The sequence below is a fragment of the Sorangium sp. So ce385 genome, assembly GCF_051474135.1.
GTDB lineage: Bacteria > Myxococcota_A > Polyangia > Polyangiales > Polyangiaceae > Sorangium > Sorangium cellulosum_D.
In genome coordinates this window covers 12287818-12305860 of record NZ_CP150337.1, presented here as the reverse complement: position 1 = coordinate 12305860, position 18043 = coordinate 12287818, and the positions used below count along the sequence as shown (strand labels likewise).

The window sequence follows — 18043 nt, the reverse complement described above, 5'->3', positions numbered from 1 at the left end:
CAGGAGCGACGGCCGCACGCACAAGGTGAGGTGATGCTGCCGATTAGCAAAGAGAATGCTTCTAATAGATGGTATTAGACGCACGAATGGCGAGCGACCTGCCCGACGACCTGAGCCTCCTGCTCGCGCTCGACGTGCTGCTGCGCGAACGGCACGTGACGCGCGCGGCAAAGCGGCTGGGCATCACGCAGTCGGCCGCGAGCCAGCGGCTCGCGCGCCTCCGCGAGTTCTTCGGCGATGCGCTGCTCGCTCCGGGGCGGCCGCTGCTCGCCCTGACCCCTCGCGCGCAGGCGCTGGCCGACCCGCTGGCGCAGGCGCTGGCGAGCTTGCGGACGGCGGTCCAGGCCGGAGCTCCGTTCGACGCCTCGACGTCCGAGCGCCGGTTCGTGCTGCTCGGCAACGACCTGCTCGAGGCGGCCGCCCTGCCGCGGCTCTTGCCGATCCTGGCGCGCGAAGCGCCGCGCGCCGCGGTGCAGGTGGATCGGGCCGACGCGGATTTCGTGAAGCGGCTCGAGTGGGGCACCGCCGATCTGGCGTTCGTCCCCGAGTTCCTCGTGCCGCCGTCGTTACGGCAGCTCCGCTTGCCGGACGAGCGCTTCGTCACCTTGATGCGCGAGGGGCACCCCGCCGCGTCGCGGCGGCTCACGCTGGAGCGCTACCTGGAGCTCGGGCACGTGCTGATCGCTCCGCACGGCATGCCAGGCAGCCTGGTCGATCGCGCGCTCGAGGCGGTCGGGCGGCGCCGCCGGGTCGTCGCGCAGGTCCAGCACTTCGTGACGGTGCCTTTCCTGCTCGCGGCCTCCGATCTCGTGGTGACGTGTCCCGCAACGGTGGCGGCGCTCGCGGCGCCCTTCGGCCTGCGCGCGACCCGGCCCCCCGTCGAGCTCGGGCTGGACCGCGCTTCAGCCGTCTGGCACGAGCGCGCGCACGACGACCCCGGCCATCGCTGGCTGCGCGCTCGGCTCGTCGGGATCGGAGCTACTTCTCGAGCGTGAGCAGCCCGAGCTTGTAGGGCAAGCGCCCGTACTCGTCGTTCACCCGCGGATCCCTCCCCTGGTAGAGGAACCGCAGGTCGCACGGGTTGATGGTCATGCGCTCGTCATGCCCGGAGCGGACCAGCTCGCCGTGGCTGATGTCGTCGCTCCAGTCCGCGCCGTCGTACGTCACGTTCGCGGGGCCCGCGAAGGGCTTCGCCTTGGTGTCGGCCAGGGGGGCCCAGGGCCCATCGAGGCTCTCGGAGGTCCACGACCTGAAGAAGCGAGGGCTGTTGTCGAACGCCTCCACCAGGAGCAGGTACTTGTTCGACCCGTCGACCTTGTAGACGTTGCTGGCCTCGAACAAGAGCCCCGAGGTGGGGGCCGTCATGACGACCTCATAGCCCTCGAACTTCGGGAAGTTGTCGATGCTGACCTTGGAGCGGTAGAGCTTCCCGTCGTCCCGCGAGAAGAAGAGATGGCAGTTGGCGTCGTCGCAGATGGTCCAGAAGTCCAGCGCGCCGAGGACGTTCCCCATGGCGCCCGGCTCGCCCTTGAGCAGCGACTGGGGGCGGCTCCAGCCGTTCATGTTGTTGATGTCGTCGTTGGTCGAGTACCGGCCGTTCCACTGGTAGATGAGGTACCACTTGTTGTGCGGCCTGAAATAGAAGACCTGGGGCGCGACCGTGCTGCCGGTGGGCCAGCCCCCCATGAAGTGCTGCTCAGCGGCGTTCGCCTGAGGGAAGTCCGTGAAGCTCGTGTAGATCGACTGCCAGTTGTTGCTCGGAGCGGTCTCGAACACGGTGGCAAAGACGTGGTACTTGTTGTCGAAGAACACGATGGTCGGGTCCTTGACCGAGGCCCAGGTGCGGCCACCAGGCGCCTTGGGGCTGATCACCGGCTGGCTCGACTTCCACTTGAACGTGGTGGGCAGGTCGCAGGTCACCGGCGGGCTGCCGCCTTCGCCGCCGCCACCCCCTTCCCCGACGGAGCCGCCGGTCCCCGAGGCCGACGTGCTGCTGCTGCTCGTGCTCGTGACGCCTCCCCCGCTCCCGGTGGCAGGCGACCCGCCGGTGCCCCCTCCGCCCGATCCCGTCGTGACGCCGGCGCTCGTCGTCGTGCTCGCCGAGCCGCTCGTCCCGTCAGCGGGCTCCTGCCCATCGTCCGGATCGCTGCCGCAGCCGGCGAGCGCCGCGAGCACGCAGCCGAGGGCAGAGAGACCAAGGGTGAAGCGGTGGAGCGTAGGGAGTTGGCGGGGCAGATCGAGGTGAGTGGTCATGCTAGTCTCCAGAGGGATGCCCGACAGGGCCAGCGAGCTCCTCAGAGCCCGATCGTCGAGGTTGAAGCGGATGAGGAAGAAGGGCCCGGTGCACAGGACGGCCCATCCAGGGCAAAGCTGAAGGATCCCCGGAGTCCTGATTGTGAGCGTTAACATGGCCGGCGTCAATCAGAAACGGGGGCGCGGCCATCCTCGCTCCCGACGGCTCTGCAGCGGCGGCCGGAAGCGATGCTCGCGTGGGCTACCCTACGAGGAAGACGGCGTCCGCCGCCCTGGCAGGCGGGTCTGAGCCCGCGGTGCCGCTGCGGCAGACGACACCGCAGCTCCGAGCGCGTTGCGGCGCGGGACGGTGCTACTGGAAAGATGCGAGCTGAACTTCCGGGAGGCCGGAGCGCTCGAGCCAGCGGTGACGTCGTCGAGCGGGGTCCCCGCGCTTACTCGCTCAGCAGCGGAGCGAGCCAGGGCGCGACTGGCGGAGCGTTGTCGCGTTGGACCTTTATCTTCCACTCCTCGTCGGTGAGGCGCACCAGGCCGTCCTCGAGGACTTCGTGGTAGGCGGAGACGACGCCCGCGTACGCGCGGGGACCCTGGCAGGAGTCGACGGTCACCACCATCAGGCGCGGGATGCCGGTGCCCACGTGAAGCACGCTGGGCTGGCGAGGGACCGGCAAGTCGCCGCCGATGTCGGTGTGCACGTCGGTGATGGCGGGATCCATCTCCACGGCCTGCAGCGGGTCGAAGTGGAGCTCGCTGTACCAGCCGGAGTGGCCGAGGACGGTCCCGTCGCAGTTCACGCTGGTCGTGACGGCCCGGTTGATGAACGCGAGGTGCTCCGCGCTGTGCGGCTGGCCGCTGCGCTGGGCGCGCGCCATCTCGGCGAGCGTGAGATTGATGCGCGCGACGCGCGCGAAGTAATCCTCGATCTGGCCGCCGAAGCTCGGATCGAGCTCGAGCGTGGCGGTGAGCTCCTGCGCGCGCTCGGCGAAGCGGATCACGGCCTCGAAGAACTCGGGGTAGGGGTCGACGTAGGCGTCGGGATACTCGCACGACGCGTTCGACGTGTACGACTGCTTCACGTAAAGCACGTTGTTGTGGCGGAGCTGCGCCCACGAGCTGAGCTGGGTGTTGAGCAGCCGGCGGCCCCAGGCTTCGCTGCGGGCCACCGCGGGCAGGTCCGAAGACGGGGCGCCTGCGGCGGGCGAGAGCGTGCGGAGCGCGCCGAGCCAGCTCGTGTACAGGCTGCCCTCCCAGTACTGTTCGGGGTGCTCGTCGACCAAGAGCCGCAGCGCGGAGAGCTCACCGGGATAGCCGGCCTCGACGTCGAGCTCGTCGCCGAGCAGGCCGAGCGCCTGGTCGTTGCCCAGCGCGGCGAAGGCCACGTCGAGCGGGTCGGGCACGACGCGCGTGGGCAGGCGGTCGTAAACAAGGTTCGAGAAGACGTGGCTGTCGACCGTGTAGCGCTGACCGAACAGCGCGAAGCTCAGGTTCAAGGGGAAGGTGCTCGCGCCGCCGGCCTGTCGCCTCATCACGTGGCTGGCGATCCGCTGCTCGCCGAACTGACCGTCGACGAGCGCGCCGGCGAGGGTCGCGTCGTCGACGGCGGCGATCCCGCCGGGAGCGTCGAGCGCGGTGAGCAGCTCGTCCACCTCGGGCAGCGTCATGTAGTCGTGCTCGCCCACGAACGCGCTGATGGCCCCGTCAATCGACGTGTATTCCGCGAACGAGGTTTCGTCGAGGAGCCGGCGCAGCGCGATGACGCTCTCGACCTGCCTGCGCCGCAAGATCTGCTTGCCGTCCTCCTGCGTCTCGATCAGACGAAAGTCGATGCGGCCGAGCCACATCATGCTGCGGAAGTAGCTCTCGAGGTCCCGATCGCCGTCGTAGTGCCCGCGCGGCTCGAACTGGGAGAAGTCGATGTTCCGCTTCACGCCGAACAGCACGCGCTCCTGAATCCCCGCGGCCTGCATGGCGGCGTCGACGAAGCTCTGGACCCCTGAAGGCTCGCGGGGGTCGACCTTGCCGCCGTTCAAGAGCGACACGGCCACGCCCAGGTAGAAGTTCAGATCGGACGCCGCCTCGGGCTCCAGCCTGTCGGCCCCGTGGATCAGCGAGCTGCGAATCGCGGTCAGCAAGCGCTTGAGCCGAGGCCGCAGCGCCTTCTTCTCCAGCTGCTGGAGGATCTTGTCGTGCGATCGGTAGATGGCTTCCAGCACCATGTCGGTGCTGATGAACACCGGCAGATCCTCCATGTAAATGCTGGAATAGCCGAGGGCGAACGACGAGAATCGGTAGCCCGCGTCGATGGCGAAGCCCATCTGCGACAGGCGCTCTTTCTGAGCGTCGGGAGCCGAGAAGAAGGCTTTCAGGATCGGGTCGAGGTTCGCCGCGGCGAGCGGGTCGTAACCGAGGTTCGGCTCGAACTCGACGGCGTGGCGCGCTCGCAGCTCGTCCGCGGTCGCCAGCCGCGCCTCGTCGAGCTCCTGGAGCAGCGGGTCGACACCGGCCGGCGTGGAGACCGTGATCTCCGTGCCAGGGTCGATCTCGCTTGGCACGTCGGCGATCGCGCTGGGATCGGGGCCGACGGGTCCACACGAGCTGGCGCAGAGCAGCGCCAGGAGCGGCAGGGTCACTCTGGTCCCGCGCCCGAGCCAGGTCATCGTCGTTCGCATCATGCCATTCATGTCATGCCTCCCGCTCTCCCGGTCAAAATGTGCCATCCGATGGGGGAGAGCCGGGACTCGCGAACGGCAACCGGCGTGCCAGGGTTGGCGACTCCCGCTCCGGAGAGGACGGCCTTCGACCAAGCGTCGATTTCGTGCTGGGGATGCCGAGCCGGGGAGTGCGGTGTTTGGCCGAACGCGCGGGACTCCGGGTCACGCCGCCGCGCCGGCCACGCGCGCGAGCAGCGACGGCCAGCTGCGGGGCGGCTTGAACCGGTGGGCCGGCGCGGGCCCATCGACGATGTGCTCGACCTCGTCGAGGCGGCCGCTGGGGAGCAACACCCCGCCCAGCGACGCGCGCACGAGCGGTATCCGCGCCGGATCATAGCCCATCACCTGCGACGCGATCGCGTCGACGACGCTCGGGTCGAACCCGCCGATCAAGAGCCCCGCGCGCACCGGCGTGGCGCCGAGCGGCCCCTCGCCTTCGCCCGCGACGATGCCGTCCACGATCGTCAGATACCGCCGCTGCGGCTCGCCGCGCAGCGCGCCGCCGCGATCCGCGAAGAACAGGATCCGGTTGAGATCCAGGATGGTCCGCCAGAGCGTGTTGTTCCCCTCCCAGCTCCCGTCGATGACCTTCGGCGGCGCCCCGAGCCGCGGCGCGCGCGCGACGAGCGAGTGATCGCCCGGGAGCGGGAACCGGCTCAGCTTGTTCTCCACCGCCTCGCCGAGGCCCTGGGGACGGTCGAACTCGTCGCCGCCCACCGACGGATCCCCCTCGCTGAAGTGCGGGAGCCAGTACTTCTCGTTGGTCAACCCGATCACGCTCTTCAGCGAGAGCGTGACCCCGGTCTTCTTGTGCGTCTTCAGCTTGGGCAGGTTGATGACGACATCCGCGTCGAGGAGCGTCTGCGGAATGCTGTACTCGTGCCGCTCCCCGGTGTGGTGCGGCACCGGCGTCGCGTAATGGCTGCGGTGGAAGCGGAGCGCGCCGGGGCGCGGGGCGCCCGCGCCGGCGAAGAAGCTGTCCCGGCCGAGATCGACCACGCGGTAGCCCCGGGGATCGCCGGGCAGCGGGCGGCGGAGGAGCAGCCCGAGGTTCCACGAGCGGCCGAAGCGGCGCACGTCGTCGAGCGCGAACACGGGCGCGACCCGGAAATAACGCAGGTCGATGAAATCGATGTCGTGGCCCTGGGCCTTCAGGTGCTCGATGACGTCGAAGATGCCGAGAGGGCCGGCGACCTTCTCGACCTCGCAGCCCTCGACCGGCGAGTCGACGACGCGCACCCGCCCGCGCGGGCCGGCGGCGCGGAGCGCATAGTCGAGGACCGGCCGGAGGAGCGAGCCGTGCGTGCTCGAGGCGGCGAGCCGCTCGCCCGTGATCTTCTGGTGCAGGTTCTTCGACGAGACGAGGTTCGGCTTGATGATGACCCGGTCGCCCGGCGCGATCAGGTCGCCGAGCGGGTTCCACGCGGGCGTGCCGGCGCGCGCCGCGTCGAGGCCGAGCCGCCGGAAGAGCGCCTCGACGGCCTCGTAGACCGGGCCCGGCGGTCCAAAAGGAGCGCGGTCGGCGTAGCCGAGGCCTGGCCTCGATACGGTCACCACGCGGCTCATCGCTCTTGCCATCCGGATCTCCCCGCTCAGCCGCCCGCGCCGTTCGGGCCGGGCGACAGGATCTCCGCCGGCGCGGCGCGCTGGAAATCGACGTTCAGGCGCGAGACGCTGGCGAGGTGCTTGCCCGTGCGGACGAGCGCGATGTCGTCCGCGAACTCGACCTGGATGCGCATCCGCTCGCCGAGGAAGCGGCGGAACGTGGCCAGCACCTCGTCCAGCACCTGCTGCGAGAACCGCCCGCCCTTGACCACGCGGAACGTGATGGCGTCGCGCTCCTCCTGCACCACCTGAAAGCGCTTGATCGCGTAATCGAACTCCTTGAGGTAGTGCGCGAAGAACGTGCCGGGCAGATAACGCCCGTCCGTCCCCCGGATGATCGACTGGACCCGCCCCTCGATGCGGCCCACGCGCGGCGCCCCGCGGCCGCAAGGGCACGGCACGGCCGGATCCATCGCCTCGGCGAGGTCGCCGATGCGGTAGCGGACGAAGGGCATGCAGAAGTTGTTGAGGTCGGTGATCACCACCTCTCCGATCTCCCCGGGCTCCGCCGGGCGCCCGTCGCGGAGGATCTCGACGATGTACCCCTCGGCCACGACGTGGTGGCCCTCGTGCGCGTCGCACTCGTAGGCGATGCCCGAGAACTCGCGGCTGCCGTACTTGTCGAAGACCTTGCAGCCGAACGCCTCCTCGATGAGCCGGCGGCTCGGCAGCGGCAGCGTCTGCGCGCTCGACATGATCGCGCGCGGGCGGGCCGCGACCTTGCCGGTGCCCTTCGCGTAGTGCGCCAGGAAATCGAGCGCCTCGGCGTAGCCGTCCATGAGCACCGGCTGCACCTCGGCGATCCGCGCGATCATCTTGCCCAGGTTGTCGTCGGACAGCTCGAAGATGGGGATGAACGTCCGGTTCGACAGGATGGCGTCCGCGCGCTCGCGGGCCGCCTGCCACCGGGTCATCCCGAGGGTCTGGTGCCACAGCCGCACCGTCGGGTCGCCGAAGCGGTAGCCCGTCCACTCCTGCGCCCGGAGCGTCGCCGCCCAGCGGAACTCGAGCTGCGCCCGGTCGGCGTAGCAGACGAACGGCTCGCCCGTGGAGCCGCTCGTCGTGATCTTGAGGACCTGCGACTTGTCGTGGTTCTCCGACATGATGTCGAAGTAGAGGTGGCGCCGGATATCCGCCTTGGTGAGGAACGGCAGCTTGTGGAGGTCCTCCTGGCCGCGGATGTCCTCGGGCCGCAGCTTGAGCTCCTGCATGCGGGCGCGGTAATAAGGCACGTTGCGGTAGCAGTGGCGGAGCAGCCTCCGCAGCTTCTCGTCCTGGAGCTCGCGGGTCTGCTCCGGCGTGAGCCACTGCGTCTTGCGCAGCGTCTCGTAGTAGTGCTCGACGTCGCGCGTGATCATCCAGTGGGTGTGGTCGAACGCGGCGAGGTACGCGCGCCACTTCGCGGTGGTGAGCGGATCGCGCTCCGGCGAGCGGTCGATCACCGGGTGGCGGCGGAGGTACTGCGTGGCCACGTCCGCCGGGGGCCGGCCCACGCGGTACTCCCACATCGCCTTGCCGACGTCGTAGAACGACTTCACCACGGCGCCGGCCGCCCCCTTGTCGAGGAAGGAGACGCCCTGCCGGCGCTGCTCGAAGAGCGTCTCGACCTCCTTGTACGAATAGCCCTTGGCGTGGGCGGCGACCAGGATGAACGACTGCCAGTAAAAGTAGCTGCCCTTGTACGTGAGGAGATCCTGGAACACCTCGCGCGCGCACATCACGAAGCCGCTCTTGTTGTCCTGGAGCGACATCCCGAAGGTGGTGTTCAGCAGTGCGTTGAACCCGCGGCTCAGGTGGTAACGCCGGTCCTTGCGCCGGCCGACGGCGCTCCTCCAGCCCTGGACGACATCGACGCTGTGCTCGTAGAGCTCGCGCCGGAGGCGCAGCAGGTCTTCAGGCTGGTACTGGAGATCGGCGTCGATGATGGCGACGAGCTTGCCGCGCGCGGCGGCCGCGCCGGAGCGCCAGGCCGCGCTGATGCCGCGGTTCTGCGGGTGGAAGCACCCCACGACGAGCCCGGGGTGCGCGGCCATGAGCGCGCGGATCGTCGTGGCGGTGCCGTCGGTCGAGCCGTCGTCGACGAGGATGAGCTCCCCCGCGAGGGCGCCCTCGCGGAAGACGCCGAGGACGCGCTCGGTGAGCTCGGGGATGTTCAGCTCTTCGTTCAGACAGGGCACGATGACGGAGAGCTCGATCGGGGTCTCCGGAGCAGGCTCGGACTGGGGTTCGGACATGGTGGTTCGCCTATCTTGCCTGGAAGGGGGGCCCGCGACGGGGCGACGGGCGCTCGGGGCGGTCCGGGTGCACGGCGGCGGTCACCGGGGGACGCAGCGGAAGCAGGCGCGGATCGGCAGGGCGCCGTGGGGCGCCGCGCGGCGCTCGGTCACGCGGAAGTGGCGATCGAGGAGGCGGCCGAACTCGTCTGGCGTCCACTGGTGCAGGTGGTAGACGTCGCCGCCCCACTGGATGCGGTCGCGCAGGAGGTAGCCGACCGGCGTGCGGCGGACGATGCCCTTCAGCCGCGCGATGAGCGGGTCGTTCGGGACCGTGATCGCGGCGACGCCGGCGGGGCGCAGGAGGCGCGCGATGGCCGCGAGGACGGCGGCGGGGTCGACCGTGTGCTCCAGGACCTCGGTGCAGATGATGCGATCGAAGCTCGCGGCGGGGAGGTCGAGCTTGTCGACCTCGCCCTTGAGGAAGCGGGCGTCGTAGCCCGCGAGGTTCTTGCGGGCGGTGTCGAGGAAGACGTCGGAGACGTCGATCGCCGTGATGCGCGCCCGCGGGAACATGCGCAGCACGTGGCCGCCGCCGGAGCCGATCTCGGCGAGGTCGAGGCCCGCGCAGTCGCCGAGCATGTCGCGGATGATGGCGAGCCGCTCGCGCTCGATGAGCCGGATCGGCAGCGGGGCGCGGTCGTAGTAGTCGTCGATCGGGTGCTCCCGGGCGAGGCGGTCGTTGAGCGCCTCCACGTCGATGTCGCCGGCGGCGTTCGGCATGGCGGCCCCATAGCACGGGGGCGACGGAGCCTCACCCGAGCCGCGCGCGGCCGGGCTGAGCCGTGAGCGCGGCGCGAGCAGCCGCTGGACCTCGCGCGGCGCTCGCCTCGAACGCCGCTCGACGCCAGCGCAGCGGCGTCGTCCCCTCCCAACCGCGAAAGGCGCGCGTGAAGGAGTTCAGCTCAGCGAACCCGAGGAGGAAGGCGATCTCGCTGATCCCCAGCTCGGTGGCCGCGAGCAGCCGGCGCGCAGCGTCGCGGCGGACCTCGTCGAGCAGCGCTTGATAGCTGGTACCGGCCTTCACCAGGCGCCGCTGCAGCGTGCGCGGGGTCAGCCGCACGTCGCCCGCGATGTGATCGATCTTCACCGGCTCGCCGGTCAGCCGCCGGCGCAGCGCCGCGCGCACGTCGTCGACCAGCGAGCGCGAGCGCAGCCGCTCGTCGATCGCCGCGTCGAGCGCCGGTAGCAGCAGCGCGCACAGCTCGGCGTTCTGCGTGCGAAACGGTCGCGCCAGGGCCGACTCGTCGAGCACCAGCCGATCGACGGCGGCGTCGAAGACGAGCGCGCAACCGAAGTGGCGCCGCAGCAGCGATGCGTCGGCGCGCCGGCGCGACAGCTCGACGCGGAGCGGCACCAGGCGCTCGCCGCTGCCGCGCCAGGCGAGGTCGAGCAGCGCGGCGAACACGCATTCGACCAACAGATGCGGCAGCGGCTCTGCGGCATGGATCCAGTGGAAGCCGACCCGCGCCTCGCCTCGCGCGACGTCGACGCTCACCTCCTCGGCGCACACGAGCCGCTTGTAGCGCGAGAGCCGCGCCAGCGCCTCGCCGAGCGTGCGCGCGTGCAGCGCTGCCAGCGTGGCGACGTCGAGCTGGTACGGGCTGGCCTCGCCGCCCAGCCGCAAGCCGATGTCGCGCGCTGGCGAAAGGTCGCCGAGCGCGCGCCAGAAGGCGAAGTACTCGCGCGTCGTGACCACGGGGCGCGCGACCTCGAGCTGCGACGGCGCCACGCCGGCCCGCCGCAGCAGCGCGGCCGCGTCGACGCCGAGCGCAGCGACGCGATCGACGAGGACGCGCGACAGCGGGACGAGGTCGGCCGCCATGTCAGGCGAGCCGGACGTTTACCATGGGAAGCCTCCGCGGCCCGGGGCGTCGCGACCGGACCCTTGCTGCTCGTGTGGTTCGAGCCGGCGTCGTCACTTCATGTACGTGCCGAACCATTCGAGCATCAGTCTCGGGTCCTTCGCGAAGTAGGTGTATCCGTCCCACCGTCGCGTGGTCCCTTCGATCCAGAACAGCTTCTTCTCGTCGATCGGGATGTTGTCGTACATCGCCTGGACGTCGTCCGGCCTAGTATACAGATCGTCGCGGACCTGGTACAGCAGCGTCGGGATCATAACGCTCCTCGCCCACGGGACTGGCGAGAGGTCGTCCAGCTTGAAGCTCGTGTGGAGCCTGATGCGTTCCTCCAGGTCGTCGATGTAGTGGGCCGGAACTCCGAGCCGCGCAAGCGCCCGCTCGAGCGCGACGCGGCAGGAGAGCGGCTGCGGCGCGACCATGCAGCGGACACCCGCGAACGCTTCGGGGTGCTTCGTCATGGCGAACATGGTGGCATTGCAGCCCACGCAGCGGCTGAACAGACCGATGGTCATGTCGCGCAGGTCCCGGCGGCTGCGCACGTAGCTCAACGAGCCGATGACGTCGCGGGCTTCGAAGCGTCCCACGGTGAAGATGCCGCCGTTGGCCGCGCCGCTGTGGCCGAAGTTGCGCAGGTCGTAGGCGAGCACGTTGTAGCCGGCGTCGTGGAGGATCTTGTAGTCCGGCAGGAAGTTCACCTCGAAATCGTTGCCGGCTGCCGCGCCGAGCGACCTCCAAGGCTCCAGATGTGACGGAAGCCCGGAGCGGCTGAACCAGCGCGGGTGGTTCGCGATGATGAGCTTGTCGGAGCCGGACGCCGGGATGAACCAGCCTTCGAGCGGCACGCCGTCCTGCGACGGGAAGGTGACGTCTTCGTAGGTCAAGGCGTGCTCTGCCGGCGAATGCAAGATGGGCGAGCGCAACGACACACGGAAGCCATCCGCGATGGTCTGCAGGACCTTCTCGATCTGCGTCTGTGTCATGGCCTCCTGCTGCGCGGGGGAGGTGGTCTCCTGGACCGATTGAGGCATGGGCCTTCTCCTTGGACGGTTGGTGGAAGTCGAGGACGGGACGGAACGCCGTGACACAAAGGGCGTGCCCCGTCCACCTGCACCCGATCTGCGGCCGCGGTCCCGCTCACGCCAATCCGATCGCGACAAACCGTCATCCGATGGCGACAGCGCGCTGCGCGGCGGGCGCTGCGACGGCGGCCGCGAGCGGCGGCGTCGCCGGCGGCGGCATCGACGGATCCCAGCGAAGGCCGCCGCGAGCGCGGACGCACGCGACCCATGGATGGATAGAGGCGGAGCGGCGGCCGAGAGCGCCGGTCTCCTGGCAGGCGGGGCTAGAAGCCGCAGGTCGACAGGCGGTCATCGCCGACCGCGATGGTGACCACCCAGTTCTCGCCGTTCGAATAGCTCCAGTCGAAGTAGCTCTCGCCGTTGGTCACGGTGTGATGGGGCATCACGGCCCAGCGGTAGCCTCCCAGGTCCCACTCGGCGCACCACGAGTACGGGCTCTCATCGCAGCTCGCGGCGTAGAAGTTCCAGTATTGCCCCGTGTCCGGCCCTGACCAGGGGCCGTCGGCCACGCGCCAGTACTTGTTCCAGGGGCCCGACTGGAAGCCGCCGCCGCCCTCGTTCGTCTGCGCGACGTAGGTGTCGACGTAGAAGGCGGCGTTCTCGGAGCACCAGGCGGTCGCGCCCTCGTTCGTGACGATCTCGAACAGGATGTGCTGGCTCGAGCTCACGCTGCCGAGGCTGGAGAAGAAGTCGTAGAGCGATTTGATGCCCACGTCGTCCGCCGGCGTGTCGACGAAGCTGTAGACCGAGACGCCGCCGCACGGCGCGCACGGGCCCCCGCAGTCGACGCCGGTCTCGCCCTGGTTCTGGAGGCCGTCGCTGCAGGTCGCCCCGCCGCAGTCCGCGGCCGACACGTGCACGGGGAACGAGAGCCGGCTGCTCCCGCCAAGCACATCGGTGACCGTCACCTGGACCGTGGCGACGCCCGGGCCCGCCGGGGTGAACGTCGCGGCGCCGCCGTCGCCCGCGAGCTCGCCCGCGCCGCCGGTGAGCTCCCAGGCGACCCAGAACGCGTCGCCGTCGGGATCCGACGCCGTAACCGCGATCGTGGCGGTCTCGCACTGCGTGATGAACTTGCTCGGGGCGATGTCGATGTCGTCGAGCGTCGGCGGGTCGTTCAGGGCGGCGACGACGTCGAGCCCGCCGTTCGGCGCCCCGGCGCACTGGGAGACGAGGGTGATCTCGGACGTCCCCTCGGGGTAGACCGAGGACGTCGCCTCGGCGGGGGCGCACTCCACCGAGGGTCCGGCGCTGCTCAACGGGGTCGCGCAGACGCGGTAGACGCCGGGCGGCAACACGAACAGGCCGTCCGCCCCCGCGTGGACCCTGGACCCGGGAGGCAGCGAGAGCTCGGGGAGCGCCTCCTCCTCCAGCGCGCTCGTGGTCTCCGCGATGGCCGCATCACCGCAGGTGGCGTCCACGGCAACGACCTTGTAGTGGACCGCGACGACGTCGTGACGCTGGCCTCCGACCGTGAGCGCCGCACGGATGGCCCCTGTCTCCGCGGCCTCCTTCGCCGCGGCGCCCTCCGCGCCCCCGTCGCACGCGGGCGTCGCGGCGACGAGCGCGATGAGCATCGTTCTACTCGCGCGAGAGTGGAATAAGCTTCGCATGGTGCACCTTCTCCCTGGTGACGTTCGGCAACATCATCGCGGGCGCGGCGAGCTCTGCTGACAGCAGCAGCAGAATCTCCAGGGCGGCCCATGGCCCCTTGCGCGCCGGGCTCCGCCTGCAGCATCGCGCATGCCGCGGCGGGGCCGACCGGAGGCGTCGGGAATTTGCGGTTCAGCGGCGCCGGAGGCCCTCTGTCGGGTCGGGACGTCCGCGGGTCCTTGCGCCATCCCGCAACCGTTCGCGGGCTCCGGCAGCGGCTTGCGCAACACGACGGTTGAGCTCGGTCACGGCGCTCGACGCCGTGCAGCAGAAGGAAGGGCCGCCGGCGGTCAGGGCTCGACGCGGCACGCCGCGCTGCACCCGTCGCCGGCCGCCGTGTTGCCGTCATCGCACGTCTCGAGCCCCCCGACGTCGCCGTCGCCGCACACGATCGCGGGGTCGATCAGGGCGCGGCGCAGCTTCAGGGCGTCCCGGAGCGCGCTCGCGTTCGCGTTGAACTCGACGAGATCCTCCCGGGTCTCCTCGCCGGCGCTGGCCGTGTTGATCACCTGCGCCGCCCGATCGATGGCCGCGAGCGCGGCGCCCTCGTCCCACGCCGCGCGCGCGATGCGGTCGAGCTCGGCGCGGAACCGCGCGTCGAGCGCCGGGATCTCGCGGATGCGGCGCGGGAGCACGGCGACGGGCGCGGTCTCGGTGTCGAAGCGCGGGTCGTCCAGGATGCGGTCCATCCCGTGGGGGAGGAACACGAAGCGCCCGTCGACCGGGCTCTCGTACAGATAATAGTTGTTCGCGCGGTACGCGTAGCCGTCCCAGTGGCCGAGGAGCGCCTCGAGGGCGAAGCTCGTGATGAAGCGATCGAGGTCGAGGTGCTCGCTCACCTTCGCCGCGAGCGCCTCGTCCGGCGTGTCCCGGATGGCGTCGGCGAGCGCGCGGAGCGCGGCCGCGCCGGGGTCTTCCCCGCCGTCGAGCTCCGCGGCGCCGAGGTCGTCGACGAAATCGCCGCAGCACGGCCCCTCGTAGAGCGCCCCTTCGTCGTTCTTCTCGCCGAAATGGCGCCTCAGGAACCGCTTGTCGATGGCCTCGGTGACGACGTAGATGCCCTTGTCGACGCCGTTCAGGCTCAGCACCGCGTGCGCGGTGCGCGCGGCGGGCACCCCGGCGCGCTCGTGCATGTCCCCCCCGATCTGCTCGCGCAAGAAGCTCGAGTCCTGCTTGGCGCTGTTCAACAAGAGCTTCTTGACCCCGTCGAGCTCCGCCTGCTCGTCGAACTCGTCGATCTTGACGCTGAAGCTCGGCTTCTTCTCGAGCTCCTTGATGTCGTTGCCCTTCTGCCGGATCCCGACGCCGCGGACGACCTCGCCGTCGTAGGTCAGCGTGCACGGCACGCGGTTCTCGAGATCCGTGGCGAGCTGTTCCAGGTGGGCCTCGTCGACGGTGATCGCGATCGTGTGCAGCTTCGTCCGATCGAAGACCGCTTCGCCGGTCGCCTCGTGGACCGGACAGCCGCTCTGGCTCGCCGCGACGAGGAGGAGCGCGAGGGCGGTGGAAGCGTGGCGGATTCTCATCGTTCCCGGTTTGCTGTGGAGCATCTCTCTGGATACCGCCTCTCCTCCGCATCCGCCCGCGCGGGCGGCGCCGCCCGCCCGTGCCGCGGCGCGGCGCGATCGGAGCGCCGGGCCGCGGGGCCCGCGCTCACGGGCGCCAGGGGAGCTCGTGGAACGAGGGCGCGGCGCTGCCGGCGTCGAACACGATCATCAGCGCGCCCGGCGCGAGCGAGGGGGTGAGCCCCTCGGGCTTGAGCCCCGGGAACCGCTGGACGAGGCGCGGCGCGAGGACGCCGGCCTCGGGGCGCTCGACCCGCCACAGCGCGCCGGCATCGCCGTCCGCGGTCGAGGGCGTGGACGCGATCGCGAGCGAGCCGTCCGGCATGAAGGCGAGCTCCGAGATGCCGCCCGGCGTGGGCCGCCCGTCGACCTCCACGTCGACGCGCACGCGCGCCCACGGCGAGACGCGGGCCGCCTCGAAGCGCCTCGCCTCGTCCGCGGCCCGGCCGCCCTTCGCCCGCGCGGCCTGGACCGGGGAGGCGCCCTCGCCGCCGAAGAGCGCGAGCGGGGCGGCGACCCGCCAGATCATCGCGTTGCCCTGCGGATCGAGCGGCGCCTTCAGCCCGAGGTACAGGGAGCCCTGCCAGAAGGCGAGGCCCTCGATGTCGAGCGCCCGCGTCCCGTCCGGGAGGCCGAGCGCCGCGGCGCGCGCGGGGGCCGCGTCGAGCAGCTCCGCCAGGTGGATCTCGCCGTCGACGCGGAAGCCGCCGCCCTCCGGGCGGAGGCGGAGGAGCGCGGTCCGCGCGGGCTTGCGCTTCCCCTTCTTGCTGTAGCTCTGCGACGAGAGGAGGTAGACCTCGCCCGCGTCGCCGGCGGCGATCCCCTCGACGTCGCTCAGCTCGTCGACGCCGCTCACGGGCACCGGATCCGGCGCGACGGCGCCGCCCGCGGACATCGCGAAGAGCCACGGCGCGCCCTCGTTGCGCTCGTGGCCGGTGTCGTCGCTGACGATGAGGTACCGCGACTCGCCGGGGCGCGCGAGGACGCCGGACGGCTCGAGGCGCGAGCGGCCGGCCAGCGCCGGCGGCACCTTCATGGGGAGCTGCGACGCGGCGGCGGCGGCGGCCTGCGGCGCGGCGGCGGCGGCGGGGGCGGCGGGGGCGGGCTTGGGCGGCGCCGGGGCGGGCCTGGGCGGCGGGGCCGCGCGCGCGCCGCCGAAGGTGATGTCGAAGGCCTGGCCGGGGACGAGCGCCGCCGGCGCGTCGAGCGCGATGGTGACCACGCGGCCCCACGCGGGCACCTCCGGCGCCGGCCAGCAGCGCGGGGGGAGCTCCGAGACGACCGGACCCACCGCGGAGACCGTGCCCGGCAGCGGACCGCCGAGCTGGCCGCGGATCCAGAGCTCGGCGCCGTCGCCCTCGTGCACGCCGAGCGCGAGCCGCTCGGGGACGCAGGCGATCGCGCGCGCGCCCGAGCGCGCGCTCACGAGCTGCGCCACGGGCTCGCCGGCCGGGACCACGTCGCCGGGCTGCCGGTCGATCGAGGCGACGCGCCCCGCGCTCGCCGCGCGCAGCGTGTACCCGGCGCGCCGCTGCTCGAGCATCGCGATGTTCTCGGACGCGACGCGCGCGTCCGCGTCGAGCTTCGCCGCGAGCCCCGACGTCCGATCCCGGAGCTCGCTCCGGCGCCGATCGGCCGCCTCGAGCTGCGCCGCGAGCAGGCTCAGGGTCCGCGGCTTCTCGCTGGCGATCGCCGTCACCGTCGCGCGCTGCAGATCGAGCTTCGCCAGCTGGTCGACGGCCGTCAGGTGGCCCTCGACGAGCGCCCTCATCCTCGCGATCTCGCCGTCCAGCACCTTCGCCTCGGCCACCGCCCGGCGCTGCTCCTCGCGCTGCTCCGCGAGGTGGCGCTCGACCGACGCGCGATCCGCGTCGAGCTCCTGCTCGACGAGGGCGAGCTCCATCCGGAGATCGGCCTCGACCTGCGCCTTCTCCGCCTTCGCGACGTTGATCTCGGCGTCGATCACCGAGGTGTCCAGCGTCGCGATGACCTGCCCGGCCGCGACCTCCTGGCCGACGGTGACCTCGATGGAGGCGACGCGGGCGGTCTCGATCGGCGAGATCGCCTCGGGCAGCGCCTCGGCGAAGCCGAAGACCTGCCCGCGCGGGCCGCCGCCGTCGAGGTGGAGCCACAGCGCGGCGCCGAGCGTGAGCACGAGGGTGATCGCGGGGCCGGCGTCCCTGAGCGCCGAGCGGAGTCGCTGATAGCTGTACATCGGTGATCCTTGCGCGGTGATGACCAGGCGGTCGCGTCGACGGGCCGAGCGCGCCCGTGGGGCGGGCGAGGCGGGCCTCTCGACGAGGGGCCTCGGCCGCTAGAGATCCAGCGTCGGTTCCTGGAGCATGAGCGAGACGTCCTGCACGCCCGGGATGGCCTGCAGCCTCGAGACGAGCGGCGCGCGGAGCTCGGGCGCGCGGACGCTGATCTGGTAGGCGTGCTCCATGAGGGTCCCCTGCGCGGCCTCCCGGAGGGTCACGAGGGAGAAGGTCGCGCAGTGCGCGCGGAGGATCTTCGCGAGCGCCTCCTCCGCGTCGGGCATCGAGGGCGCGGTGAAGCGGAGCAGGCCGTCCGGCTGCCGCCGCGCGCCGTAGCCGGTGACGTGGAGGAGCCAGGTCCCGCCCCCGAAGATCGCCGCCCCGGCGAGCGCCGCGCCGAACGCCTGGAGCCCGCAGGCGATGCCGACGCCGAGCGCCGCGAAGACGAACATGACGTCGCGCGGATCGCGGAGCGTCGTGCGGAAGCGGACCGCGCTGAGGCCCACGGCGACGCCGATGCCGGCGGCGACGCTGCTGCCCACGGCGAGCATCAGCATGCAGGTGATGACGCTGCCCATGGCCATGCTGTGCACGGCGGAGCGGGAGTAGGAGAGGCCGCGGAAGGTGGCCATGTAGACGAGCGCGACCACCTGCCCCAGCCCGAACGCGAGCAGGAGCGCCACGAGGGCCCTGCGGAGGTCCACGGCGCTCCCCTGGGTGACCCATCCGAGCCAGTCGATCATGACGGTCCGTTCTCGCCTGCGGCGACCGCGGGGCGCGGCCCGCC

The 18043-nt window shown here is 71.3% G+C and carries 12 protein-coding genes; 1 reads left to right on the top strand and 11 read right to left on the bottom strand.

What is annotated here, in order from left to right:
- Nucleotides 1-86 precede the first annotated feature (86 nt).
- Nucleotides 87-995: a LysR family transcriptional regulator gene (locus tag WME83_RS45030; protein ID WP_437315881.1), complete on the top strand. Its 909-nt coding sequence runs from the start codon at nucleotides 87-89 to the stop codon at nucleotides 993-995.
- Here the strand turns inward: WME83_RS45030 and WME83_RS45025 are convergent.
- From WME83_RS45025 to WME83_RS44975, 11 genes are all read right to left on the bottom strand, one after another.
- Nucleotides 979-2253: a non-reducing end alpha-L-arabinofuranosidase family hydrolase gene (locus WME83_RS45025; RefSeq protein WP_437315880.1), complete on the bottom strand. Its 1275-nt coding sequence runs from the start codon at nucleotides 2251-2253 to the stop codon at nucleotides 979-981. The genes WME83_RS45030 and WME83_RS45025 overlap by 17 nt on opposite strands.
- Nucleotides 2254-2687: 434 nt before the next feature.
- Nucleotides 2688-4925 carry a DUF3160 domain-containing protein gene (locus WME83_RS45020; protein ID WP_437315879.1) on the bottom strand — a complete coding sequence of 746 codons (2238 nt, stop codon included), beginning with the start codon at nucleotides 4923-4925 and terminating at the stop codon, nucleotides 2688-2690.
- Nucleotides 4926-5126: 201 nt separating this feature from the next.
- The gene (locus WME83_RS45015; RefSeq protein ID WP_437315878.1) at nucleotides 5127-6542 is read right to left on the bottom strand and encodes a DUF362 domain-containing protein; all 1416 of its coding nucleotides are present in this window, start codon (nucleotides 6540-6542) and stop codon (nucleotides 5127-5129) included.
- A gap of 14 nt (nucleotides 6543-6556) precedes the next feature.
- On the bottom strand, nucleotides 6557-8803 hold the full coding sequence (locus tag WME83_RS45010; protein ID WP_437315877.1) for a glycosyltransferase: 2247 nt from the start codon (nucleotides 8801-8803) through the stop codon (nucleotides 6557-6559).
- 81 nt (nucleotides 8804-8884) lie between these two features.
- Entirely contained in the window at nucleotides 8885-9565 is a 681-nt protein-coding gene (locus WME83_RS45005; protein WP_437315876.1) for a methyltransferase domain-containing protein, read from the bottom strand.
- A gap of 31 nt (nucleotides 9566-9596) precedes the next feature.
- Complete coding sequence (locus WME83_RS45000; RefSeq protein ID WP_437315875.1) at nucleotides 9597-10667, bottom strand: AraC family transcriptional regulator; 1071 nt, start codon at nucleotides 10665-10667, stop codon at nucleotides 9597-9599.
- 93 nt (nucleotides 10668-10760) lie between these two features.
- The gene (locus tag WME83_RS44995) at nucleotides 10761-11684 is read right to left on the bottom strand and encodes an alpha/beta hydrolase family protein (RefSeq protein WP_437322115.1); all 924 of its coding nucleotides are present in this window, start codon (nucleotides 11682-11684) and stop codon (nucleotides 10761-10763) included.
- 362 nt (nucleotides 11685-12046) lie between these two features.
- On the bottom strand, nucleotides 12047-13360 hold the full coding sequence (locus WME83_RS44990; RefSeq protein ID WP_437315874.1) for an Ig-like domain-containing protein: 1314 nt from the start codon (nucleotides 13358-13360) through the stop codon (nucleotides 12047-12049).
- Between the two features lie 366 nt (nucleotides 13361-13726).
- Nucleotides 13727-14962, bottom strand: a complete 1236-nt coding sequence (locus tag WME83_RS44985) for a CotH kinase family protein (protein ID WP_437315873.1) — start codon at nucleotides 14960-14962, stop codon at nucleotides 13727-13729.
- A gap of 127 nt (nucleotides 14963-15089) precedes the next feature.
- Nucleotides 15090-17216, bottom strand: a complete 2127-nt coding sequence (locus WME83_RS44980; protein ID WP_437315872.1) for an HlyD family secretion protein — start codon at nucleotides 17214-17216, stop codon at nucleotides 15090-15092.
- Between the two features lie 99 nt (nucleotides 17217-17315).
- Entirely contained in the window at nucleotides 17316-17999 is a 684-nt protein-coding gene (locus tag WME83_RS44975) for a DUF4956 domain-containing protein (RefSeq protein ID WP_437315871.1), read from the bottom strand.
- Nucleotides 18000-18043: the final 44 nt, after the last annotated feature.